Here is a 21,693-nt window from a genome sequence, read left to right as displayed (position 1 = left end):
AAAAAAACCGCCCTTTAAGGACGGTTGCGGTTAAAACTGCACGCCGAGTTGATTCATCGGCCAGTAGCGTACATCCACTTTTCCGACGACGGTATCAGCGGGTACAAACCCGAAATATCTACTATCCAGACTGTCCCGTCTGTTGTCCCCCATTACGAATAAGTGACCTTCAGGGACCTTCTGATGACCCGTCACATCTTCCAAGGTGAAATCTTCCGTAAAAGGCAGGCCATCATTCGGACGGAGTGGGTCGAGGTAACTTTCGTCGACACGTTTACCATTGATATATAACTGATCATCCCGAACAGCAATTTCATCCCCGCTAATTCCGATGACCCGCTTTACATAATCCTCTTGTTCATTTGCGTGAAAAACGATGACCTGCTGCCTTCCTATATCCTGCCAATCGTAGACAGCTTTATTGACCATCAATAAATTCCCGTCATAGAGCGTCGGCTCCATTGATTCGCCGTCTACAATGTAGCTCGCGAATAAATAAGAGCGGAACACAAAAGCCAGCAATAGGGCGATTAATACCGTTCGGATCGCTCTTTTATATTTTTTCATTATTTGCGCCTCCAGGTGTTATGCTACAAACATTTTACCCCGGCTGAGACAAACTTAATCCCCGCTGTACGCTTTCTGTTCCGCTTTTATTTGTATTCTCTTTTCAATATACTTCCCAAGCACCCAAAAGAGCAGAATGCAAACGCCGACAACAATGGATTTCACTGGATTTTGCGCAAACGATGCGATGCTCGAACCTACATAGGCAATTGTAAAAATCATCACGGCTTTGCCCAAAAGGACAGCTAGGATGAATTGCTGCCGGCTGACATTAGATAACCCAGAAACCACATTAATGATGGATGAGGGAGAAAAGGGGAAGCACATGAGCAGGAACAGTGGTCCAAACCCATGCTCTTCCACCCACTTCGTCACTTTCTTCACTTGCTTTTGCCTTGTAATCTTCCTGAACAAACGCTTGTCCCCTAATCGGCGAATAATAAAAAATACGCACAAGGATCCGAAAACGGCCCCAAGCCATGAATAAAGAAATCCTTTGAATAACCCATACACCACAGCATTGGCCAAAACAAAGGCGACAAGTGGCAAAATCGGCAAAAACGCTTCGATAAGAGGAAATAGGATGCCCGGGATTGGTCCAAAACGTTCCAATCCTTCAAGCTGTCTGATGATGTAATCAAATAATTGATCATTCTCCGCTAAATGGCGCCATTGGTTTATTTTTTCAAACACTGAATCCATGATGCTGCTCCTTATGTACACTAACGACCAGTGTATGCTTTTCTTTATTTTATCTGAAATTCTGCTCCATGCCTACCAGTATGTGAGCCCATATCTAGCATTTCCCCTTCTTGCCACTTTCAACCTTTTTGTAAAACTACCTTGCATACATTGGACCTTCCCGTGGTATAATACATACAAGAACACTTGTTCGTATTCGGAGGAGAATGACATGAGGTATCTAAAACAAAACGAATTGGATCTCGCTTCCCGCTATTTGTTTTTATCTATGGCCATCACTGTGATCAGGCAGGATCGGAAACACATGGAACAAGGGAAATTCAAAATCAAGGAGCCGTACATGGAGATGCTCGGAAAAATGGAACTGGAAGCGCGAAAGGAACGGAGAGAACTAAGAAAGCAAATGGATCAAATGAAATTGCAGGTGGTTGAATCAGGCAGAAACGATTCATTTACCTCTTTCCTTTTTTTAGCTCATGGATATGAGGAGAAACGCAACTATTTCAACCCAGCCATCAGAAAAAAAGTGGAAAACATTTTATTCGAGCTTATGAGAAGGTCTCAGCGATCCGTTCAGCACGATGATCAGCAACCAAAGGTGTCGAATGGAAACGGTCCTCAAGAATGACGCGCAAATGAGCGGTTCGCTGGACCTGATTGGCGAACATGCCATCAGAAACGGGAAGATTGACGGACATACCGTTCGCGAATTGAACGGTCGTCGTTTTGTTGGGCTCTCCACGGTAGGAGCGAATATATTTGTGGGCGATCCAGGAGCAGTCTTTTCGTTTCGGGGAGATAATCGGGAAGAAATAAATGCCCATCGCTTCTGATATGACAATCGGGGGTTTGTGCGTGTAACCGGTCAATTGCTTTGTGCCAGCGATCCGACCATCGAGGCTGCTTGCAAAATAACGGCAGGAACGATCGATAAGATCACTTGGACATTTGGAAATGACAAAGCGCTCATCCGTCTCCATAACTTCTGTCATAGCTTGTCCATCCTCTTTGTTTTTGGCTATAAGAGCAATGGTCTGCGGATTAATCTCGTATTCTTTTCCATGAACATATGTCATCCACTACAACACCTCTTTCATTTCAAGTGGCGGCAGCTCTACACTCAGGTCGAACCTACCGCTCATCTTCTTTAATTTACCAAATCACCCGACAAAAGTCTAAACATTCTTAAAAAATGTTTCATTTCGACAATTCTGCTATACTACAATTACACCTTTTCTTCTTTCTGCCCTTTGTTTCCTCTCTGCTCTTCACCACGACCAAAGTCAGGATTAAGTAATGTGAAGAAATCGAGTTCAGGCTGAACCGGTTGATCTTTCATTCGAAACACCTCTCAAGCAAAATTTCATTTAGGAGGAATACACATGTGGAGTCGAAAAAACAAGAAGCCGAAACTGGAGAAAAAGGATTTATCCATCCACGATGTCCGAAAAGCCGTCCATGCCTATGCGGATGCCAAGCCGAGCGATGTTCCTCTAAGTGTGATCATCAAAGAGGACCTTACCTTGGATTATGAACTTTTAGCCCCCTACTTAAAGGCTGTGCCTATTCAAAACTTCTACATGTCCCGGGAAACCTATGAGTTGTTTGAAGAACAGGACCGGAATCTTGCGCTGGATATCGATCTTGTTCAACATGCCGTCGACCAATATATGAAACAGACACAGGAGCTTCCTGTCATAGATGATGACCCATATAAACGGATAAGTTATTATAAGCTCGAAAATCATCATTTGTTACAACGCAGACCAGAACGTGACTTTTATCTTACAAAAGAAGAATTTATGATCACCTACAAAAAGCCTGAATAATCAGCGATCAGCCGTCCCTAATGTCATCCCGCCATCCACAACGATTTCCGTTCCCGTACAATAGGAACTGTCGTCAGAAGCAAGGAAAGCAATAGCTTTCGCTATTTCCAGGGGCTGCCCGATCCTGCCGAGCGGGATCGAATCATAAAATTCCGGTACCCCTTTTCCCTCTGTCGCCATCTCAGTCTCAACCCCGCCTGGGTGAACCATATTGACACGAACCCCTGATGGTCCGAGTTCAATAGCTGCAGCTTTTGACATCGCCACCACAGATGCTTTCGTTGCTGCGTATGCAGATGACTGACTAATCGGAGCGAAAGAAGAGATAGATAAGTTATTCACGATGGAACCCTTCCCTTGTTCGATCATATAAGGGATAGCTGCCTGCATTCCGAAAAAGACCCCCAACTGATTTACTTGGATCAATTGCTCATACTCCTCCGCTTTCATCTCTATAAAAGGTTTGCGGATCAACAGGCCAGCATTGTTCACAAGCACATCCAACCGGCCGAATTTCTTCACGACCTTAGCCATTGCAGCTATCCATTCCTCATTCTTCGTTACATCTAACTGTACAGCAAATGCTTCCGGAGACCCTGTAGATGTTACCACCTCTTCAGCAAGGTTGACATTTCGCGCCCCAAACGCCACCTTTGCGCCAAGAGATAACAAATATTCTGCAATTGCCTTTCCCTGTCCACGATTTGCACCAGTCACCAACACAACTTGACCCTCTAATTTTTTCACCATCTTTAAGCTCCCTTCCATCCATCATTCCGTTATTTTTCACACAATCAGCAAAGTTTATTAAAGTATTTGGCATGATTGTGTAAGACTAAGTTTCGAGACTTTTCTGGGTTCGTTTGCCGCATTGAGTGCCAGGGGTGGTTGGGAAGCTACTCGCTTTCCTGTGGGGGAGCGCCGAGCTTCCTCGGACTTTGTCCTGCGGGATCTCGCCTATCTCCTTCTCCCACGGGAGTCTCGCAGCTTCCCAACCACCCCATTCAATGTGTACGTGAAACGAACCCCTTTACCGAGGATGAGTGTTTTCCACAATTCCTGGTCTATAGTAATAAAGCGCTCTAGACTAAGCTTTTCCATTCAGAATGGCGGTCATGGAAGTTCATACTCCTCCACTTTCCTTGTGAGTAAAAGCAACTTATTCCAGAAGTTTAGAGATCCTTATATGGCAAAGGGGCGGAGGGGAATGGCGAGACTCCTGTGGGAAAAAAGTGCTTGGTGAGACCCCGCAGAGCGAAGCTCGAGGAGGCTCACCGCGCTCCCACGGAAAGCGAGTCATTCCCCGCAGCCCCCCCCTCCACTCAACAAAAGTCTCGAAACTGAGTCTTCAAGAAAAGGGAGCTTTTGTGGGATAAGAAAAGACAAAAAAAGTGCCCATGCTCACGTGAGCATGGGCCAAAAGAGACGACTGGTTAACTTTTGAGTGAGGGAATAAATTGTTGGAAAAGTTCTTTTGAGAGGAAAGACTTTTCCATGACACTCATCAGTAAACAACGTTACTGACCTATTTATGACAACCAAATCATAAATAGTTATGAGATAAATAAGCATCACCGCTTATCTGTTTCTATTGTAATATATCCTAGGTCCGGATTCACCGAAAAAAAGTTGCGGAGGTCCGCAAACTGGTGCGAATTTTCTAGTAAATGACATGCGACAACTGAATCTTCCAATCACGTATATCGGACAATATGATCCATCTCCTTCGTCAATTGGGTTTCTTTTGTTGCAAATTGACGTTGAAGTGATTCGAGATCAAGAAGAGATTCATGAGTCTTTTTTCTAATTTCCCTTACTTCTTCATGAGAGGATTGAATCTTATTCTGGACGAACCAATCCACAAGTAAACCATCCAAAAAATAGTCAGCAACTGTCAAACCGCCAGATATACGGAGGTTAATATCGTAATGATTGCCAAGGTCCTCAATTTCATTTGCGAACTTCCGCAAGTGTCTTTGTGCGGTGTGAATGGCGGTATCTGCATCATCTACACGCGAATGCTTGACGGCCGTAGTCAAAAGCCCCCCTCCCAGCATATCCAGTGCTCCCCAGTTTTCAGCAGAAGTCAACGAAACCGATGCTTTCTCCAAGGATTGCATGGCGGACTGCCCTGCATGGATCGCCTCATTAATTTCAACCAACTCCGCCTGGAGCATGGATCGTTTTTCACTAAGTTTAAGCAACCGCTCGCCTTTTTCCTCACCTTTAGAAATAAGGAATTGCTTCTTTCTCTGGTACAGCCCCTCATACTCCGCTTTCGGATTTCCACAAGCTGTGATTCTCTCAGAAAGAGCTTTTTCTTCCTTTTTTACCTCAAGAGCTGATTGATGAGCTTCCCTCCATTTCAAGCGAGCCTCCACAGCCTCACGCTTCTCTTGTTCCACTCTCTCCAGCTTTTTACCTGTGATCGTAACAAATAGATTCGTAAGGCTCATGCGTTCCAGTTTTTCGACATCTTCTTGTTCTTCCTTGAGCTTTTCTAAGTAGTGCTGTTCTTTAGCACGCAGTTCTTTATGTTCTTTTTTTAATTGTTCCCTCTCTCTATGTAGACGTTCTTTCTCGAGATATCTTCTTCTAGCTTCCATTAATGATTCATGTAATTCTTCCATCACTCTTCCCCCTTTCTATTTTCTACGTCTCGCAATAGAAAAAGTTCCAACCATACCCAATAACATAGAGGAAGATTTAAAAAGCTCAAAGTCTAAGAGACTTTGAGCTTTTTGTATAGTGTGATCTTATTTAGAATTCGTAAGTTGTTCCCGTAAATTTTTGCGAAGGATTTTTCCTGTCGTATTTTTAGGAAGCTCTGACATAAATTCAATGCGTGAAGGAACCTTATACTTCGCTAAATGATCCCGGCAATATTCGGTCAGTTGTGCTTCTGTTAACGTTGGATTTTTAGAAACGACAAAACTGATGACCGTCTCCCCTAATTCAGGGTCAGGTGTTCCTACAACTGCAACTTCAGTGACATCTTCGTGTTGGTACAATACTTCTTCTACTTCTCTTGGATAGACGTTATATCCTCCAACAAGGATCATATCTTTTTTACGATCGACGATGTAAAAATATCCGTCCTCATCCTGACGAGCCATGTCTCCTGTATATAACCAACCATCCCGAATCGTAACAGCAGTCTCTTCAGGAAGTTTATAATATCCCTTCATGACATTCGGACCTTTGACAATCAATTCGCCTACCTCACCGTCAGGAAGCTCTTCGCCCAGTTCATCCACCACTTTATTTTCGACATTTTTAATATTTTGCCCGATGGATCCTGCTTTTCTTGGTCGATCCAAGGGGTTGAAAGCTGTAACAGGTGAGGCTTCTGAGAGTCCATAACCTTCCGAAACACGTACGTTGAACTGTTTTTCAAATGATTCCAATAAAGCGACCGGCAAGGAGGAACCTCCAGAAATGCAAAGACGCATGTGGCGGAACGTTGGTGCCTGTTCTTTTCCGGTCTGTAATAAATAGTTATACATGGTCGGTACACCCGCGAACACCGTTGCCTGGTGTTCTTCCGCAGTTGCAAATACTTCTTGAGGAGAGAATTTAGGTACGATTAGAACGGTTCCGCCATTCATGACGGGAGCGTTTAAACAGACCGTCAAGCAGAAAACATGAAACATTGGTAACGTAGCAATCACACGATCATCTGAAGTGATTTGCAGGTAATCCGCTACATCCGTCGCGTTCGAGTATAAATTTTGATGTGTGAGCATCGCGCCTTTCGGTTTTCCTGTTGTTCCGGATGTGTACAGAATAACTCCCACGTCCTGATCATCAAGTGGAGAGGCTTTATAATCTAAACTTCCGTCCGCAACAACACTTGTAAACGATTTCATTTTTTCGTTTAATGAAGAAGTCTCCAAATCCACACCAGTTCCGGTGTCTGCTACAAAATAGTGGCCAACATCGAGGTCATGGTCCATAACTTCAAACTTCTCGATCAATACATCCATCGTCATCACAGCCTTGACGTCTCCATTTTTCAAAATGTAACTCATTTCATCAACGGTGTACGTAGGATTAATTGGTATGACGGTTGTTCCTGCTCGGAGTGCTCCGTAAAGTCCAATCATGAACAAAGGACTGTTGCCGCTCACAAGCGCCAAATGATCTCCTTTTCCATAACCTAGTTCAGACAACTTAGAAGCGAATTTAGTGACTGTTGCATCAAACTCTTGATAACTCACCCGCTCGCCTTGAAATATGTAGGCATCTTTAGCGGGATGACGCTGAGCCGTAAGCGACAGTTGTTCGCTTAGATTCATGTATGCTCCCCCTTGATTATGAATGAATGGTCATTCATTATATTAATTTTCAATATAATTATAAAATACTGAAAACTATTTAGCAACATTTGTCGTCCTAAGGCACCTGGATTGGAATTAACAAAAAAGGAACGATCCTTAGGTGAGGACCGTTCCTTTTTTGTTAATATACCATATCAAGAAAATCTTCTTTGCTGATTTTACCCAGGTAGTGAGAAACATCCACATCACCTAGAGCTTCAGATATCGCCTGGCGTTCATACTTCGTGCCAATTAGTTTTTCTTCAATCTCATTGATGTCTCCAACACCAAAGAAATCACCAAAGATCTTCGCATTCTGAATGTGCCCTTTGGCTACATCGAGACGAATGTCATAGCTGCCGGCACCTTCAATTCGTTTCGTATGCTGAATGTTGAACTTCGGAGACTTGCCGTAATTCCAGTCCCAATTTTTATAGCGTTCTTCTGCCAGCTTGTAAATGTTTTCCCAATCTTCTTTCGTCAACTTATATTGAGGAACATCCTTCACATCTTCGACATTGAAAATATAGCGCAGGATCAAGTTCTTGAACTCTTCCATAGAGATTTTTTCATCAAGGAATTCAGAAATATTTGCGACACGACTACGAATCGATTTAATTCCCTTCGACTTGATCTTCTCCGTTTTCACGTTCAAAGCAGAAACAACGTTCTCAATTTCTGAGTCAAGCATTAATGTACCGTGACTGAACATACGGCCCCGGGTTGAGAATTGGGCATTCCCTGAAATTTTCCTGCCATCTTCTGCCACAATATCATTACGCCCGGACAACTCTGCGTTTACACCCAATTTCTTAAGTGCTTCCGTTACCGGTTTTGTGAATTTAGCGAAATCATGAAAGCTGTCCCCATCGTCCTTCGTAATGAAACTGAAGTTCAAGTTTCCTAGATCATGATATACCGCACCTCCGCCGGAAAGACGACGAACAACATGGATCCCGTTTTCCTCTACATAGCTTGTATTGATTTCTTCCACCGTATTTTGATTTTTACCAATGATGATGGAAGGTTCGTTGATATAGAACAGTAAGTAAGTGTCGTTGATATCGAGATTTTTTAATGCGTATTCTTCAATGGCCAAGTTAATGCGAGGATCGTTAATCCCCTCATGGTCAATAAAAAGCATGCGTTTCATCCTTTCAGTCCGTTTTGTCCATGTACCATTGTAATCGTTTAGGGGCTTGGAAACAATTCATTTACTCCATGTAAGCCCTTCGTCCGCCAGTTGAATGGTTCCGCCGAAGATATCCTCCGCTTCCTGACGCAGCCTCGTCAGCTGCCCAAAGTGTGGCAGATGACTGAGCCATAATGTCTGCACATTGCCCTCTTCAGCAATGGTGGCTGCCTCTGTACTCGTCATATGCCCCGCTTTCTTTCCGTCCATGTCTTTATAAAAGTTTGTATCTGTAATCAGAAGGTCCGCATTTTTTGCAAATGTCGCCCACTCCTTGAAATAGCTTGTATCTGCTGTGTAAACCGCCGTGTCATTACCATCAGAAATTCGCATACCATAACAAGAGACAGGATGATTCGTTTTTTGGAATTGGATGGAGAAAGGACCTACTTCCAGCGTTTTACCAGGCTCATAAGCTATTCCTTTCGTATATTGATGTGTTAACGTTTCAAACTTCCCCTTCTCTTCTTTATGGCCATAGATTGGGAGCGTTTTGTTTGTCTCTGCAATGGTATTCTGAACAAGGCAGGCATATTGAAGAGGTCCAATATCTGCAATGTGGTCATGATGATAATGAGAAAGAACGACCGCATCCAGTTCATCTACCTTCTTAAATTGTTGCAGCCGTGATAACACACCGCTCCCACAATCGACTAGCATCGAAAACCCGTCTTTTTCAAATAAATACCCAGAAGTTGCACTACCCGCTGCAGGGTAAGCTCCCCAATAACCGATAATTGTCACTTTCATTTTCATCACTCCTAAAACTTTTAGCCTAATTATACATTGTTTTATAACAGATGGTTGATTTCTGAATATTGTTATAATACAATGGTTTTACATTAAAAATTAATTGGAGGCGATTTACAGATGATGAGTGTTCTTGAGTTCTTCCGTAACCTTCCGAAAAAGCACTGCTCCAACTGTGGGAATGTGATCCAGGAAAAAGCTGACTGCTACGGCAACATTTGCGACGAATGTGACCATCCGGCCCGCTAAGTCTAGTATTCCACAAAAAACATAAGAAAGAACATGAGATTTGGAGCAGCTGTCAAAGGCTGCTATTTTTTTTGCCTTTTTTCCCCTTTTTCATAATAGCTCCCTATTGTGGGGCTCGCTTTCTTTGGGAGGACAAGGAGCACCTACAGAGTCTCCCTTAAGAAAGCCTTGACTGGTTGAAATAATGAATGATGATTCCCTGGCCATGGATACGGGGTCAGGGAAACGACGATTTGCAGTGCTTTGAATCAGTCAGGAGAAAAACACACACGTTTGTGTCTCCATTCGTTTTTCATGCGGACGTTTCACAGACCCTGTTCCCAAGCCTTATTCGTGCAGAATCTATGGTTAAAACGAATCTATAACGGCGTGGGTGAGCAGGTCTTCATTACCGAACTTGGCAGGTTACTGCTAGAGCGATTTCGAGAACCTCATATGGTAAAGGGCGGAGGGAAACGGTGAGACTCCTACCTTAAGTGTGCAGGCGCCTTGGTCAGCGGCGTATGGACTGGACTGAGTTGGAGGAGATAAAGGAAACACGAAGAGGGGAGCGATTCGATGTTGACTTATCGTACAGAAGCGAGGGAACTCTCACTAGCCGCTAGGCGCCGGAACCGGATACCTAAGAGGAAGTGCGTGGTAGATGAGACCCCCCGCAGAGCGTTAGCTCGAGGAGGCTCATCACTCGCCCACGGAAAAGCGAACCTTTTCCCGGAGCCCCTAAACTCCCACAAAAGTCTCGAAATCGAGTCTTTCGCAATCCTGCCATATAGCTCAATAAATTTTTGGATCACAAAAAAACTATCCATCCGGCAGGGTGCTACTGGATGGATAGTTTTTTGCGTTTTGTGGAATTTCTTACAAGCAGCTGATGAGGATAGACATATCTGTTCGGGGCAAGAGCACCAGGATGCAAGAGTTGTTGGATTAACACTTCAACCGTTTTATCAGCCATTTGTTTCACAGGTTGTTCAATCGTTGTAACGGAAGGAACCATCAATAAAGAGATCATCTGGTTATCAAAACCGACGACGGCTAAATCATCTGGAATCACCCAATTGGATGAGGAAGTCGCTTCATAAATTAACCCGGCAGCAACCTCGTCGCTTCCAGTAAACACACCATCTACATGTGGAAGCTCATCTTTAATCATATGAAAGACTTTTTGACCATCACTGACATCCATGGCCCAGTCAATCGCTAAATCTTCCTGAAAAGAAAGTCCATATTCAGACAAAGCTTCCGTAAAACCTTCTTTCCGTTTTTTTGACAAGTGACTTTCAGGCCCACCACTTACATAGGAAATGTGTGTGCACCCCTGTTCCAACAGGTGAATGGTCGCTTCATATGCCGCTTGCTTGTGATCCATATGAATCATAGAAATGCTGGACTCGTCCATATATTCATTACAAAAAACGATAGGTCCACACTCTAAAAAAGGTTTAACATCTTCCCAATCATTAACAAGTGAAGCCATAATCACACCGTCCACTTGCTTCGTCTTTAATAATTGTAAGTAATCCATTTCTTTTTTCTTGGAATCATGTGTTTGACAGACGATGACTTGATATCCCCATTCGGAAGCTTTTTCCTCCATCGCCTCTATCAAATTACCGAAAAAAGGATTTGTCAGGCGTGGCAATAGAACGGCGATCGTCTCCGTTTTTTGACTTCGAAGACGACGGGCGGAAGAATTGGGAACATATCCAAGGTCGTTCATGGCTTGAATGATTCGCTGTCTTTTTTCATCTGTCACGTAAGGCTGATCATTGATGACCCGGGAGACCGTTGTCCTCGATAATCCAGCCAGTTTCGCTACATCTTCAATCGTAGCCATACTTACTCCCCCTCAATGCTTTCTTGAAAACGTTTCCAATTCCAATCATACTAATCATTCAGTTTTCTTGCAAGCCCTTTCATATATTGATAGAGATTCACTAAAACCTTAAATAACCTTCCCACACATATTAACCCCTCACGAATAATAAAATTAGAAAAAGGAAAAAACAGGGAGATGATTCACCTGAGAAAAGTTTTGATTATCACAGATCCGGGTGTTGATGATGCGTTTGCTATCATGTATGCCCTTCTCCACCCTGAAATTGAAGTCGTGGGGATTGTCGCAGAATATGGGAACGTTAGTCAGGATATCGCATTAAAGAACACAGCTTACCTGCTTCAATTGGCTCAAGAACCTGATATACCAATTATTAAAGGAGCAGATAAACCTCTGACAGGAGCACCACCTGAATTTTTCTTTGATATACACGGAGCCCACGGTCTCGGGGAAATCATCCCAACGATTGAGACTCCTGACCATGAACGTTTTCAAAAAGTTTACGAACTGATCGATACATATGGGGAAGATTTGACCATTATTAACCTGTCCCGTTTTACTTCTCTCGCTCTTACCTATATCCAATCTGAAAGCAACATTGATAAATCAGGAGATGTCTATGTAATGGGAGGTGCGTTTTTCGTACCTGGTAACCGCACTTCCGTTGCTGAAGCTAACGTGTACGGAGACCCTCAAGCCGCCAAAATCGTAGCCGCTCATGGAGAAAATGTAACCTTTGTCCCTTTGAATGTAAGCAACCGCGCGGTGATCCCTCTGGATACGATAAAAAAAGTGGCGGCTGAGAACGATACACCATTTTCAAAAATCATCTTTCCCATCATGGACTACTACAGTACCCAATACAAATCCATCATTCCTGGCATTGATGGTGCCCCTCTTCATGACGTTACATTATTCTCTTATTTGATGAATCCTGAAGATTACAAGGTTGTAGAAAGACAAGTGAGTGTGAATGCGATCGGGCCTTCTCAAGGGCTAACCTACGCTGACTTCCGCCCGGCACCTGAATATATTGAAGATTATCCCATGCACAATATCATTATTGACTTCAATCGAAAAGCCTTCATCAAAGACTTCGTTGATATCATGACAGCCAAATAGTAAAAAAATGGATAGAAAAAGGAAGCATTCTTAAGAATGCTTCCTTTTTAATGATAGAGAAAGTCTATGACATTTTGAACAGCAGCTTCTCCCTGGTCGATGCAATCTGGCAGACCGATTCCTCTGTAAGAATTACCTGCAAGATATACACCTGGAAGGTCCTTCTCCATTTGTTCCGTAATCTCATTCACCCTCTGTTTGTGACCGACTGTATATTGAGGCATCGCGTCATACCATCGGGTAACAATAGAGAATTCAGGTTTAGCCGTGATATTCATCGTTTTGTTCAGATCATTCAATACGATTTCTTCAATCTCTTCGTCCGTTTTACGAACCACTTCCTGGTCGGAAGGTTTTCCGACATAGCACCTCAGGAGAACTTTTCCTCCCGGTGTCGAATGGGGCCACTTTTTATGTGTCCATGTACAAGCGGTAATCCGGAAGTCAATGTTTCTTGAGACGACAAAACCGGTCCCGTCGATATCCTTTTTAATGGCTGAGGCATCGAAGGCCATGGCGACGTTTGCTACAGATGTTGCATTTGTTTCTTTAAACGGTTCTAAGAAGTCATACTGTGACAGCATGCGTTGTACAGCATAATGGGGAGCCGCTAATATAACCGCATCCGCTTCTTTTACCGTCCCATCACTTAATAAAAGATGATAACCATTGGCTTTCTTCTCGATATGATCCACTTTCACGCCTTTTTGGACAGTTCCAGGTTCCAATCTTTCATCGATCGCTTCCACAAGAGAACCGAGGCCGTTTCTTAATGTACGGAACATGCTCGGTTTTTTTTCACCTTTTTTCGGTTTCTTCATCGGATATGTCTGACGCAATCCTTTAATGAGACTTCCGTACTTCTGTTCCAGGTCGTAGAAGTTCGGAAAAGTGGATTGCAGGCTCAAACGATCAATATCTCCAGCATAAATACCAGACAAGAGCGGTTCAATCAAGTTTTCAACGACTTGGTTTCCAAGCCTTCTCCGGAAAAACAAACCAAGGGACTGATCTCCCTCTATCGTTTTTTTCGACTTGACCAAATCCAAAGCAGCTCTCGCTTTTCCTACTGGACTGAATAACCCGGAGAAAAGGAATGGACGGACCCTTGTCGGGATCCCCATAAAAGAACCACTTGGCATTTTATGAAGTTTACCATTCACCAAAATGTAGGACTGACCTGTACCGTTTGGGACAAGTTCATCCCCTAGTCCTACTTCTCTCGCAAGTCGCCCAGCACTTTCTTTACGAGCGAGAAAAGAGTCTGGCCCACGTTCGATCGTAAAGCCATCTTTTTGTACCGTATCGATTTTCCCACCTAGGTGGTCGCTGGATTCCAACAATTCAACATTTAAAGGATAGTCTTTCTCCCGTGCTTCTTTTTGTAAGTAGTAGGCAGAGGTTAACCCTGTGATTCCTCCACCTACCACGACGATACGCTTTCTCTCTTCCATAAGTGATCTACTCTTTCACTTTATCCATGATGACACCGGCAAGTGTCTGGATAAACTTCGGATGAGTATTAGGCATTTCTGGACGGTAGTAGTTAGCTCCGACTTTGTCGCACACGACTTTACATTCGTAGTCATTATCATAAAGGACTTCCAAGTGGTCGGATACAAATCCTACAGGTGCGTACACAAAACTGCGGTAGCCTTTTTCATGGTAAAGTTCTTCTGTTAAGTCTTGTACGTCTGGGCCGATCCATGGGTCTGGCGTGTTGCCTTCACTTTGCCAGCCAATTTCATATTGCGTAATTCCAGTAGCTTCTGAAATCAGTTCTGCAGTTCTCTTCAATTGATCTGGATAAGGGTCTCCCCCTTCCAAAATCTTCATCGGTAAACTGTGAGCAGAGACAATCAGACAAGCTTTCTCCTTTTCCTCTTCCGTCATCTTGTTGTATTCCGCTTCAATGACATCTTTCCAATAGTCGATAAAGCCAGGTGCATCATACCAGCTTTCTACGGAACGAATAGAAATGCCGTGCTTTTCTGCTTCCTCTTTGGCGCGACCATTGTACGATTTCACGCTATACGTGGAGTAATGAGGAGCAAGCACGATGGAGACGGCTTCTTCAATCCCATCTTCAGCCATCTGGGCAACTGCATCCTCTACAAATGGTTCAATATGTTTCAGCCCAAGATATACTTTAAATTCAATATCGTCCTGCTTTTCGTTCAATGCATCCTTCAAAGCTTCTGCCTGATCATCTGTAATACGGGCAAGCGGAGAAATTCCACCGATGGCATCATAACGATCACGCAGATCCTGCAGCATCTCATCCGAAGGTTTGCGTCCGCGTCGGATATGTGTGTAATACCTCTCTAGATCTTCTTCTTTGTAAGGCGTCCCATAGGCCATTACTAATAATCCCATTTGTTTTTTTGCCATGTTCCTTCACCTCTTCATCTTTTTTTAACCACGATTAAGATTTCTTGGAATAATCATGAATAAGTTGAGTCAGCCGCTTCAATGTTTCCGGTTTGATATCCGGGGTTACACCGTGGCCGAGGTTAAAAATGTGAGCAGGGTGGTGTCTTCCCTCATCAATGATTTTCTTTGCTCTTTCTTCAATGGTATCCCAGTCCGCTAAGAGCAGCGAAGGATCCAGGTTTCCTTGAAGTGGCTTTGTGATCCCTTCATTTCTTGCTTCTGTAATTGACATGCGCCAATCCAGTCCAAGCACATCAACAGGAAGGTCGTCCCATTCATGAATCAGGTGTCTAGCTCCTACACCGAAAGTGATCAGTGGCACGCCTTCCTCTTTCAATTCAGAGAAAATCCGCTGCATCACCGGCTTAATAAACGTACGATAATCTTCGACATTCAAAGAACCAACCCAGGAGTCGAAAATCTGAATCGCACTGGCTCCGGCTGCGACTTGTGCTTTTACGTAAGCAATAACCATGTCTGCCAGTTTGTCCATGAGTGCGAACCATGTCATCGGCTCACTGTACATGAGTGACTTGGTTTTATTGTAATTTTTTGATGGCCCACCTTCAATCATATAGCTCGCCAGGGTGAATGGTGCCCCACTGAAACCGATCAATGGGACTGTGAGTTGTTCTTTTGTTAATAGACGGATCGTGTCCATTACATAAGGCACATCATCTTCAGGGTCGATGGTTCCGAGCTTTTCAATATCCGCTTTCGTTTTTATCGGATTGTGAATGACCGGCCCGATGCCTTTTTTAATTTCCACGTCCACGCCAATAGCAGGAAGTGGAGACATAATGTCCTTGTAAAGAATCGCCGCATCGACGCCGTATTGCTCCACTGGAAGACGTGTCACATAAGCACAAAGTTCAGGGTCATGGGTGATTTCGAATAATGAGTACTTTTCTTTCAGTTTACGATATTCCGGCTGTGACCGCCCGGCCTGACGCATGAACCAGACAGGTGTATGGTCTGTCTCTTCCCCTCGGAAAGCTTTTAAAATCGTGTCATTTTCAATTTTGTTCATCTTCAGAACTCCTTTTCCCGTTCAACATTTATCCGCTTACAACTATAACGATTTATTGTTCTTCTGTATAGAAAAATGGAACATTTGTCATGATTTTGTGCTTTTTTTCACAGGTCCCAACTCAGGCTTACCGTATTGGAAGGCTGACCTTTCTTCCCTGTCAGTGGATCTACGGGTACGACGTAATAGCTCGTCTTGTCAAAGATACCAAAAGCACTAACCTTAAACTCGTTTTTCCCCGTCACTTCACCGACTTTAACATCTTCTCCGTTTTCTTTCTTGAAAATACGGTAGACAACCCTTTCATCGTCAGAAGCAGACCACCGTATCGTCCCCCTTAATGTAGCGAGGCCGGATAAATTCAGACTTCCTGTTACGTCAGTTAATACGGGAAGATCCACAGGTTCAGGTAAGCTTTCTACCCCTTCCGGTTGTTCAAATGTTACAGCCAGATTTTTTTCCTGATCGATCCTTGTTAGTATTTCCTTCATGAGGCGAGTCGGATAAGCACTGCTTCCATCAATCTTTCCTGATTGATCGTAGCCCATCCAGAGCGCCCCAGCATATTCAGGTGTGTATCCCGCAAACCACACATGCTGGTCCTGGTGAGTCCCTGTTTTCCCTGCTAATGCTTTAGGGTACTCACCAGCCTTTGCTGTTCCTTCCTGTACAGCCGTCTGGAGGATTTCTGTTAAATACCAAGCCGTCTGTGCATTGAATAATTCTGTTTCACCAGAAGCATGTTCATGGATGACCTTGTCGTTACGATCATGAATTTTCGTAATGGTATAGCTTTCTTTTATTTTTCCATTCTGCGCCAGTGAACCATAAGCTTCAGTTATTTGAAGAGGGGTATATCCATCAGACAGTCCACCAAGAGCAATGGATAAACCATTGTCTTTTGTCGTTAACCCGGCTTTCTCTAAATATCCTTTGGCATAAGAGATACCAATTTGATCAAGGAGCCATACGGCTGACACATTCTTGGACTCGATCAAAGCCTGGTACAACGAGACTTCGCCTTCATATTGGTCGTCATAGTTATTTGGAGAATAATCATTTGCGCCAAACGTCTGCTTTTCATCAGATAAAAGACTAAATGGATCATAATCTCCTGTCATCATGGCCGGACCATAGACGGCAAATGGTTTGATGATGGAAGCAGGAGCCTGTTTCGCCCGGACACGGTTGAAATCCCCATGTTTAAAATCACGTCCACCAACAACAGCAACGAGCGCTCCTGTCGAGTGATCCATTAAAGTGAAAGCTCCTTCAATCGACTCTGACGAACCTGGGACAAACTCACCGTTTTTCATTTCATCTGCAGCAATTTTTTGGATGACAGGGTCCATTTCCACCACAATACGATAGCCGCCTCTTTTCAATTCGTCACGAGAAATATGATACTTTTCCGCTGCTTCATGGATGACAAGATCCACATAGCTGTTGGACCACGTTTGATCTGTATCCTCAGCCCGCTCAACAGCAAGCGTCGACCCTTGCATTTGCTTCATTACTGCTGCATCAATTTTTCCTGTGTCGTACATCCGTGATAACACAACATTCCTTCTCTGCTTGGCGTCATCCGGGTTATCGAACGGAGAATACGTATTCGGAGCCTTAGGTAAGCCTGCAAGCAGAGCTCCCTGAGCAACTGTCAATTCAGATGCAGACTTTTGGAAATAATGCTGGGAAGCAGCTTCAATGCCATACGTCCCTTCCCCGAAATAAATACGATTCAAATACAATTCTAATATTTTTTCCTTTGAAAAGTTGCGCTCCAAGTAAAGAGCAGCCATGACTTCTTTCGTTTTTCTCATCCACGTCTTTTCATTTGAAAGGAAAATGTTTTTGGCCAGCTGCTGAGTAATGGTACTAGCGCCTTCCACCTTTTTCATGGCGATGATATCTTTATAGACCGCTCGCATAATCCCTTTAAAATCCACACCGGAATGTTCTCTGAAGCGGCTGTCCTCTATACTTATGAACGCATCCTTGACGTGCTCGGGAACCTCTTGAATGGATACGTTCTTTCTGTTTTTCGTATAAATTCGTTCGATCACTTCACCTCCGGCTGTCTCCACGGTCGTCATTTCATCAAGAATCAGATCCTCTTCATTTACGACAAACCGTCCTCCGAATAATATGATGAGGTAACCAATTCCTGTGAGCAACACGAGGGTCAGGAAGATGAGGGCCGGCCACTTCCATCGCCCGGACCAAGAAGATAAGCGTTCTTTTAAATCTTTGATGTTCAAATGGCGTGCATCCTTTCTGTTTCTATCCTTCAAACTTGCCACCATGGAACCCTGCTTGCTAAACTGAAGATAACGCAGGAAAGGAGACATTCGGCTATGAAAGTATCGATGACCAATGGTACATTGAATTACTTATCCAAACTGAGTCAACAACACCCTGAAGCATCACTGTTTTTCATGCAGGATCAAGACAAAACGGTCGCCTATTATGAAGGGGAAGATACGTCCATATTTGAAGAAGGACGCAACTATGAAACCGTCGATCATGTGGGTACGATGCAATCGAAAGGTTATGTTGTCATGAATAACATCCCAGTGAGTGACGAAGGCCGTCCTGTTTTTGAAGACCGTTTCAAAAAAAGAGCGGGGAATGTAGAAAATCGTGAAGGTTTTCAAGCCATTCGTATCCTTCGCCCTTTAAAAGGCAATACGTACGTTGTCCTTACTCAATGGCGCAGTGAACAAGACTTCGAAGACTGGAAGAACTCCAAGTCGTTTGATGAGGCGCACAAAAAATCGGGGCCTCAGCACCAGAAGAAGCCTTCATTTATCGATGGCGATGCGTACATTACAAAATATCAAATGATTGAACTCGAAGAGTAGCATAGGAAAAGTGAGCGGAAAACCGCTCACTTTTTTTATCCCTCTTGTTTTTCGGGTTCACTGTCCATGACTTCCTGTTGGAAGAAATCGTCTAAATCCCGAACGGATTGTTCCCCTGAAATTCGCGCCTGTTCTTCCCCGTTTTCGAAATGAATGAGAGTAGGCGTTCCTTCAATCCCGTATTTGTTCCACTGACTTTCAAATTCTTTTACGTTCATTTTTTTGACATCCAGATCGTATTCCTTCACGATCGGCATCATTCTTGGGGTCGTACGTTGACAGTGGACACATGTCGGATCGTAAAAATAAACGGTTGTAGGCTCTCCTGATTGAATCTCTTCTTCAAGAGCATCTGGTTGAATCTGGTTTTGATAATTAGGATCATCCAATTGATCAATGGTTGCCTGATGCAAGTCTTCTTTCCCATACGGATTATCTGCTGTTTTTTCGGAGTTTTGATAGTTCACGACAAATACAAGAACTACAACAAGGACCACAAGGGCGCTTGCAAAGATAATCATACCTTTTTTCATACGTTATTCCTTCCTTTCTTTACAACGACAAATAAATGAACAATAAAAATAATGATGAAAGCAGTGCCTGCTAAAAACGGAATCGTCACGAACCCGAAAACATTGATGTATTGACCATTACAAGGAACAAGGCCGCATGTGTCTGCCGCTGAAAGCGACGGGATCTTCTGCAGCATGTAATGGTAAATAGAAACGAACATACCAATTCCGCTCATGATGATTGCAGGGAAAGCTACATCCCATTTCTTTTTCCATAAAGCTGTACCATAAATGAGCACCAGCGGGTACATCAGTATTCTTTGATACCAGCACAGTTCACAAGGAGCGTACCCGAGAACCTCTGAAAAGAACAAGCTCCCGACAGTAGCAACGAGTGATATTGCCCATAGCAGGAACAGCGCTGTTTCCATACTTTTCTTCATATTTTGTATCCTTTCTACCTCTCTCTCATGCCATTATACTAGGTATTCTCTCGAAAACAAAGTAGTTTCATAGTCCTTCACACCTTTGTCATTTCCTTAAAAGATGCTGCTCTCGAAATGAAAAAAACCGCCTGTAAGCGGTCCTCTTCTTTCATTTCTAATTTTTAAGTAATCCATTCCTGTGGGCATAAACAGCCGCCTGGGTACGGTCCTGAACCTCTAACTTACTTAAAATATTGCTAACATGAGTTTTCACTGTTTTGACTCCTATATATAGCGCATCACTGATTTCCTGATTCGTCATACCTTCCCCCACACATTTCAACACTTCCAGTTCACGTTTCGTAAGCTCTTCATGTGGTTTTCGATCTTGACGGAAACGGGTCATCATTTTTGTAGCCACTTTCGGTTCAATCACATTTTGACCTTGAGCCGCTTTTCGTATGGCTTCTGCAATTTCATCGGCTGAAGATGTTTTCAGCATATAACTAAACGCACCTGCTTCAAGTGCCGGAAAAACTTTTTCATCATCGTAATAACTTGTCAAAATGATGATTTTACAGGATTCAGTTTTCATAATTTCTTCTGTCGCTTCAATTCCAGTCCCATTTTCCATAATCAAATCCATGAGAACAACATCCGGTTTTTTCTCTTTAACCAGTGTTGCTCCTTCATACCCACTGCTCGCTTCTCCCACAATGTCCAAATCTTCCTCTGTACTTAAATAGGCAATGACACCTTTACGGACGACATCGTGATCATCAATGACTACGACACGAATCATTCCTCTTCCCCCTTTTCATTTACTTTTACAGGAACACGGACATCAATATGTGTCCCTTCTCCTTTTCTTGAACGTAAAGAGTAAGTGCCACCAATTTCCTCACACCGTTCGCGCATCGTTTTCAATCCATAAGAGGCCTTATTGGCTTTTTTATCTTCTGTATCAAAACCGACACCGTTATCGGCAATATGTAGGAAAATCTCCTTTTGGTCATAAGTGGCTTCCACCTTCACCTCTGAGGCATTGGCATGTCTCAATATATTCGAAAGTGCTTCTTGGACGACCCGGAACAATTGCTCTTCTACTGACGTGGGCAGCTCACCTAAATCTTCCATATCTACATCAAAATCAATCTGACACTTTTGACGCAATTCTTCTATGAGTGTTTTAATCCCCTCCGTCAGTGGTTCTCCTGACAAATGAACCGGCCTTAAGTGTAAAAGGAGCGCCCTCATTTCTGTTTGAGCCTGAAGGGCCATTTGAGTAATTTCCTGAAGCTGTTCTTTTGCTTTTTCCGGACGACGGTCAAAGATCTTTTCTGTCGCCTGCGCCATCATTGTTAAAGCAAATAACTGCTGGCTCACGGCATCATGCAAATCTCGGGCAAGTCGTTGCCGCTCTTCAATCGTTGCCGCTTTGTGAGCCGTACGTGCCAGCTCGCTTTTTTCATCGGCGAGCTTTACAAGTGAATCCTTCTGTTGCTCCAGCTTCTCGCCAAGTACATTCAATTCATCCCCTACAGCAGCGATTTCATCATTTTCATTAAAGTAAATCCGTTTGCTGAAGTTCCCCCTCGAAAGCTGGGTGATCATCATCGATATGTAATCCAGCCGATGTTTGACATCCCCACTCGACCGAAAGCCCGCATATAGAGACATGATAAACCCAAGGACAACATAAAGCAGGATGAACATTAAAATGGCCCCTGCACTCAACCAATCCGGTTGAAACCATACGTAAATAGACAATAGGATACTTAGCAGGATAAACGTATTTAAAATGAGTCCATAAAGATGTGATCGGATATACATGTAACGTATGCTATTCAATTGCTTTAACATGC

General features: G+C 43.5%; 22 protein-coding genes. 5 read left to right on the top strand and 17 right to left on the bottom strand.

Annotated features, from left to right (window positions below):
* Positions 1 to 30 precede the first annotated feature (30 nt).
* Both lepB and ACJA3J_RS06375 read right to left on the bottom strand, forming a co-directional pair.
* Positions 31 to 567 (bottom strand): signal peptidase I, encoded by a 537-nt coding sequence (gene lepB, locus ACJA3J_RS06380; protein ID WP_089654235.1) that lies wholly within the window; start codon positions 565 to 567, stop codon positions 31 to 33.
* Between the two features lie 54 nt (positions 568 to 621).
* The gene (locus ACJA3J_RS06375) at positions 622 to 1,269 is read right to left on the bottom strand and encodes a TVP38/TMEM64 family protein (protein WP_146814220.1); all 648 of its coding nucleotides are present in this window, start codon (positions 1,267 to 1,269) and stop codon (positions 622 to 624) included.
* Positions 1,270 to 1,480: 211 nt separating this feature from the next.
* Between ACJA3J_RS06375 and ACJA3J_RS06370 the strand changes: the two genes are divergently transcribed.
* Complete coding sequence (locus ACJA3J_RS06370) at positions 1,481 to 1,897, top strand: hypothetical protein (RefSeq protein WP_089654233.1); 417 nt, start codon at positions 1,481 to 1,483, stop codon at positions 1,895 to 1,897.
* On the opposite strand, the gene ACJA3J_RS06365 is transcribed toward ACJA3J_RS06370, so the two are convergent.
* The gene (locus tag ACJA3J_RS06365) at positions 1,818 to 2,345 is read right to left on the bottom strand and encodes a competence protein ComK (RefSeq protein ID WP_089654232.1); all 528 of its coding nucleotides are present in this window, start codon (positions 2,343 to 2,345) and stop codon (positions 1,818 to 1,820) included. The two genes, ACJA3J_RS06370 and ACJA3J_RS06365, sit on opposite strands and share 80 nt — an antisense overlap.
* 306 nt (positions 2,346 to 2,651) lie before the next feature.
* Between ACJA3J_RS06365 and ACJA3J_RS06360 the strand changes: the two genes are divergently transcribed.
* Entirely contained in the window at positions 2,652 to 3,098 is a 447-nt protein-coding gene (locus ACJA3J_RS06360) for a DUF3939 domain-containing protein (protein ID WP_089654231.1), read from the top strand.
* Here ACJA3J_RS06360 and ACJA3J_RS06355 read toward each other — a convergent pair whose 3' ends face one another.
* From ACJA3J_RS06355 to ACJA3J_RS06335, 5 genes are all read right to left on the bottom strand, one after another.
* On the bottom strand, positions 3,099 to 3,848 hold the full coding sequence (locus tag ACJA3J_RS06355) for an SDR family NAD(P)-dependent oxidoreductase (protein WP_406945814.1): 750 nt from the start codon (positions 3,846 to 3,848) through the stop codon (positions 3,099 to 3,101).
* A gap of 944 nt (positions 3,849 to 4,792) precedes the next feature.
* On the bottom strand, positions 4,793 to 5,728 hold the full coding sequence (locus ACJA3J_RS06350) for a hypothetical protein (protein WP_406945813.1): 936 nt from the start codon (positions 5,726 to 5,728) through the stop codon (positions 4,793 to 4,795).
* A 126-nt stretch (positions 5,729 to 5,854) separates the two neighbouring features.
* Complete coding sequence (locus ACJA3J_RS06345) at positions 5,855 to 7,396, bottom strand: fatty acid--CoA ligase family protein (RefSeq protein ID WP_406945812.1); 1,542 nt, start codon at positions 7,394 to 7,396, stop codon at positions 5,855 to 5,857.
* Positions 7,397 to 7,559: 163 nt separating this feature from the next.
* On the bottom strand, positions 7,560 to 8,561 hold the full coding sequence (locus ACJA3J_RS06340; RefSeq protein WP_406945811.1) for a lipoate--protein ligase: 1,002 nt from the start codon (positions 8,559 to 8,561) through the stop codon (positions 7,560 to 7,562).
* A 66-nt stretch (positions 8,562 to 8,627) separates the two neighbouring features.
* Positions 8,628 to 9,359, bottom strand: coding sequence for an MBL fold metallo-hydrolase (locus ACJA3J_RS06335; RefSeq protein WP_089654226.1), 732 nt, complete (start codon positions 9,357 to 9,359; stop codon positions 8,628 to 8,630).
* Positions 9,360 to 9,479: 120 nt separating this feature from the next.
* Between ACJA3J_RS06335 and yhfH the strand changes: the two genes are divergently transcribed.
* The gene (yhfH, locus tag ACJA3J_RS06330) at positions 9,480 to 9,608 is read left to right on the top strand and encodes a protein YhfH (RefSeq protein WP_074735206.1); all 129 of its coding nucleotides are present in this window, start codon (positions 9,480 to 9,482) and stop codon (positions 9,606 to 9,608) included.
* An 820-nt stretch (positions 9,609 to 10,428) separates the two neighbouring features.
* Here yhfH and ACJA3J_RS06325 read toward each other — a convergent pair.
* Complete coding sequence (locus tag ACJA3J_RS06325; protein ID WP_089654225.1) at positions 10,429 to 11,445, bottom strand: LacI family DNA-binding transcriptional regulator; 1,017 nt, start codon at positions 11,443 to 11,445, stop codon at positions 10,429 to 10,431.
* A gap of 177 nt (positions 11,446 to 11,622) precedes the next feature.
* On the opposite strand from ACJA3J_RS06325, the gene ACJA3J_RS06320 reads away from it, so the two are divergent.
* Positions 11,623 to 12,567 carry a nucleoside hydrolase gene (locus tag ACJA3J_RS06320; RefSeq protein ID WP_406945810.1) on the top strand — a complete coding sequence of 315 codons (945 nt, stop codon included), beginning with the start codon at positions 11,623 to 11,625 and terminating at the stop codon, positions 12,565 to 12,567.
* 47 nt (positions 12,568 to 12,614) lie between these two features.
* On the opposite strand, the gene hemY is transcribed toward ACJA3J_RS06320, so the two are convergent.
* The 4 genes from hemY to ACJA3J_RS06300 form a co-directional block, all read right to left on the bottom strand.
* Positions 12,615 to 14,021, bottom strand: coding sequence for a protoporphyrinogen oxidase (gene hemY / locus ACJA3J_RS06315; RefSeq protein ID WP_406945809.1), 1,407 nt, complete (start codon positions 14,019 to 14,021; stop codon positions 12,615 to 12,617).
* A 7-nt stretch (positions 14,022 to 14,028) separates the two neighbouring features.
* Positions 14,029 to 14,958, bottom strand: coding sequence for a ferrochelatase (gene hemH, locus ACJA3J_RS06310; protein WP_406945808.1), 930 nt, complete (start codon positions 14,956 to 14,958; stop codon positions 14,029 to 14,031).
* 34 nt (positions 14,959 to 14,992) lie between these two features.
* Positions 14,993 to 16,030 carry a uroporphyrinogen decarboxylase gene (hemE, locus tag ACJA3J_RS06305; protein ID WP_406945807.1) on the bottom strand — a complete coding sequence of 346 codons (1,038 nt, stop codon included), beginning with the start codon at positions 16,028 to 16,030 and terminating at the stop codon, positions 14,993 to 14,995.
* A 107-nt stretch (positions 16,031 to 16,137) separates the two neighbouring features.
* On the bottom strand, positions 16,138 to 18,288 hold the full coding sequence (locus ACJA3J_RS06300) for a transglycosylase domain-containing protein (RefSeq protein ID WP_406945806.1): 2,151 nt from the start codon (positions 18,286 to 18,288) through the stop codon (positions 16,138 to 16,140).
* 96 nt (positions 18,289 to 18,384) lie between these two features.
* Here ACJA3J_RS06300 and ACJA3J_RS06295 point away from each other — a divergent pair, with 96 nt between their 5' ends.
* Positions 18,385 to 18,891, top strand: a complete 507-nt coding sequence (locus ACJA3J_RS06295) for an antibiotic biosynthesis monooxygenase (RefSeq protein WP_089654219.1) — start codon at positions 18,385 to 18,387, stop codon at positions 18,889 to 18,891.
* 35 nt (positions 18,892 to 18,926) lie between these two features.
* Here ACJA3J_RS06295 and ACJA3J_RS06290 read toward each other — a convergent pair whose 3' ends face one another.
* The 4 genes from ACJA3J_RS06290 to ACJA3J_RS06275 form a co-directional block, all read right to left on the bottom strand.
* Positions 18,927 to 19,424 (bottom strand): thioredoxin family protein, encoded by a 498-nt coding sequence (locus ACJA3J_RS06290; protein WP_406945805.1) that lies wholly within the window; start codon positions 19,422 to 19,424, stop codon positions 18,927 to 18,929.
* Positions 19,421 to 19,846, bottom strand: a complete 426-nt coding sequence (locus ACJA3J_RS06285) for a disulfide oxidoreductase (RefSeq protein WP_406945804.1) — start codon at positions 19,844 to 19,846, stop codon at positions 19,421 to 19,423. Before ACJA3J_RS06285 ends, ACJA3J_RS06290 begins: the two co-directional genes overlap by 4 nt.
* Before the next feature lie 157 nt (positions 19,847 to 20,003).
* On the bottom strand, positions 20,004 to 20,630 hold the full coding sequence (locus tag ACJA3J_RS06280; RefSeq protein ID WP_406945803.1) for a response regulator: 627 nt from the start codon (positions 20,628 to 20,630) through the stop codon (positions 20,004 to 20,006).
* On the bottom strand, positions 20,627 to 21,691 hold the full coding sequence (locus ACJA3J_RS06275; protein WP_115893833.1) for a sensor histidine kinase: 1,065 nt from the start codon (positions 21,689 to 21,691) through the stop codon (positions 20,627 to 20,629). The genes ACJA3J_RS06280 and ACJA3J_RS06275 overlap by 4 nt, the downstream gene beginning before the upstream one ends.
* Between the last annotated feature and the right edge of the window lie 2 nt (positions 21,692 to 21,693).

Source organism: Halobacillus sp. SY10 (genome assembly GCF_045401165.1).
Lineage (GTDB): Bacteria > Bacillota > Bacilli > Bacillales > Halobacillaceae > Halobacillus > Halobacillus aidingensis.
This window is presented reverse-complemented; position numbering and strand designations above follow the sequence as displayed.

What these genes read in the sequence shown, in the direction of transcription:
- lepB (WP_089654235.1), bottom strand. Translation starts at nt 567, where the DNA reads ATGAAAAAATATAAAAGAGCGATCCGAACGGTATTAATCGCCCTATTG.
- ACJA3J_RS06375 (WP_146814220.1), bottom strand. Translation starts at nt 1,269, where the DNA reads ATGGATTCAGTGTTTGAAAAAATAAACCAATGGCGCCATTTAGCGGAG.
- ACJA3J_RS06370 (WP_089654233.1), top strand. Translation starts at nt 1,481, where the DNA reads ATGAGGTATCTAAAACAAAACGAATTGGATCTCGCTTCCCGCTATTTG.
- ACJA3J_RS06365 (WP_089654232.1), bottom strand. Translation starts at nt 2,345, where the DNA reads ATGACATATGTTCATGGAAAAGAATACGAGATTAATCCGCAGACCATT.
- ACJA3J_RS06360 (WP_089654231.1), top strand. Translation starts at nt 2,652, where the DNA reads ATGTGGAGTCGAAAAAACAAGAAGCCGAAACTGGAGAAAAAGGATTTA.
- ACJA3J_RS06355 (WP_406945814.1), bottom strand. Translation starts at nt 3,848, where the DNA reads ATGGTGAAAAAATTAGAGGGTCAAGTTGTGTTGGTGACTGGTGCAAAT.
- ACJA3J_RS06350 (WP_406945813.1), bottom strand. Translation starts at nt 5,728, where the DNA reads ATGGAAGAATTACATGAATCATTAATGGAAGCTAGAAGAAGATATCTC.
- ACJA3J_RS06345 (WP_406945812.1), bottom strand. Translation starts at nt 7,396, where the DNA reads ATGAATCTAAGCGAACAACTGTCGCTTACGGCTCAGCGTCATCCCGCT.
- ACJA3J_RS06340 (WP_406945811.1), bottom strand. Translation starts at nt 8,561, where the DNA reads ATGCTTTTTATTGACCATGAGGGGATTAACGATCCTCGCATTAACTTG.
- ACJA3J_RS06335 (WP_089654226.1), bottom strand. Translation starts at nt 9,359, where the DNA reads ATGAAAGTGACAATTATCGGTTATTGGGGAGCTTACCCTGCAGCGGGT.
- yhfH (WP_074735206.1), top strand. Translation starts at nt 9,480, where the DNA reads ATGATGAGTGTTCTTGAGTTCTTCCGTAACCTTCCGAAAAAGCACTGC.
- ACJA3J_RS06325 (WP_089654225.1), bottom strand. Translation starts at nt 11,445, where the DNA reads ATGGCTACGATTGAAGATGTAGCGAAACTGGCTGGATTATCGAGGACA.
- ACJA3J_RS06320 (WP_406945810.1), top strand. Translation starts at nt 11,623, where the DNA reads ATGATTCACCTGAGAAAAGTTTTGATTATCACAGATCCGGGTGTTGAT.
- hemY (WP_406945809.1), bottom strand. Translation starts at nt 14,021, where the DNA reads ATGGAAGAGAGAAAGCGTATCGTCGTGGTAGGTGGAGGAATCACAGGG.
- hemH (WP_406945808.1), bottom strand. Translation starts at nt 14,958, where the DNA reads ATGGCAAAAAAACAAATGGGATTATTAGTAATGGCCTATGGGACGCCT.
- hemE (WP_406945807.1), bottom strand. Translation starts at nt 16,030, where the DNA reads ATGAACAAAATTGAAAATGACACGATTTTAAAAGCTTTCCGAGGGGAA.
- ACJA3J_RS06295 (WP_089654219.1), top strand. Translation starts at nt 18,385, where the DNA reads ATGAAAGTATCGATGACCAATGGTACATTGAATTACTTATCCAAACTG.
- ACJA3J_RS06290 (WP_406945805.1), bottom strand. Translation starts at nt 19,424, where the DNA reads ATGAAAAAAGGTATGATTATCTTTGCAAGCGCCCTTGTGGTCCTTGTT.
- ACJA3J_RS06285 (WP_406945804.1), bottom strand. Translation starts at nt 19,846, where the DNA reads ATGAAGAAAAGTATGGAAACAGCGCTGTTCCTGCTATGGGCAATATCA.
- ACJA3J_RS06280 (WP_406945803.1), bottom strand. Translation starts at nt 20,630, where the DNA reads ATGATTCGTGTCGTAGTCATTGATGATCACGATGTCGTCCGTAAAGGT.
- ACJA3J_RS06275 (WP_115893833.1), bottom strand. Translation starts at nt 21,691, where the DNA reads ATGTTAAAGCAATTGAATAGCATACGTTACATGTATATCCGATCACAT.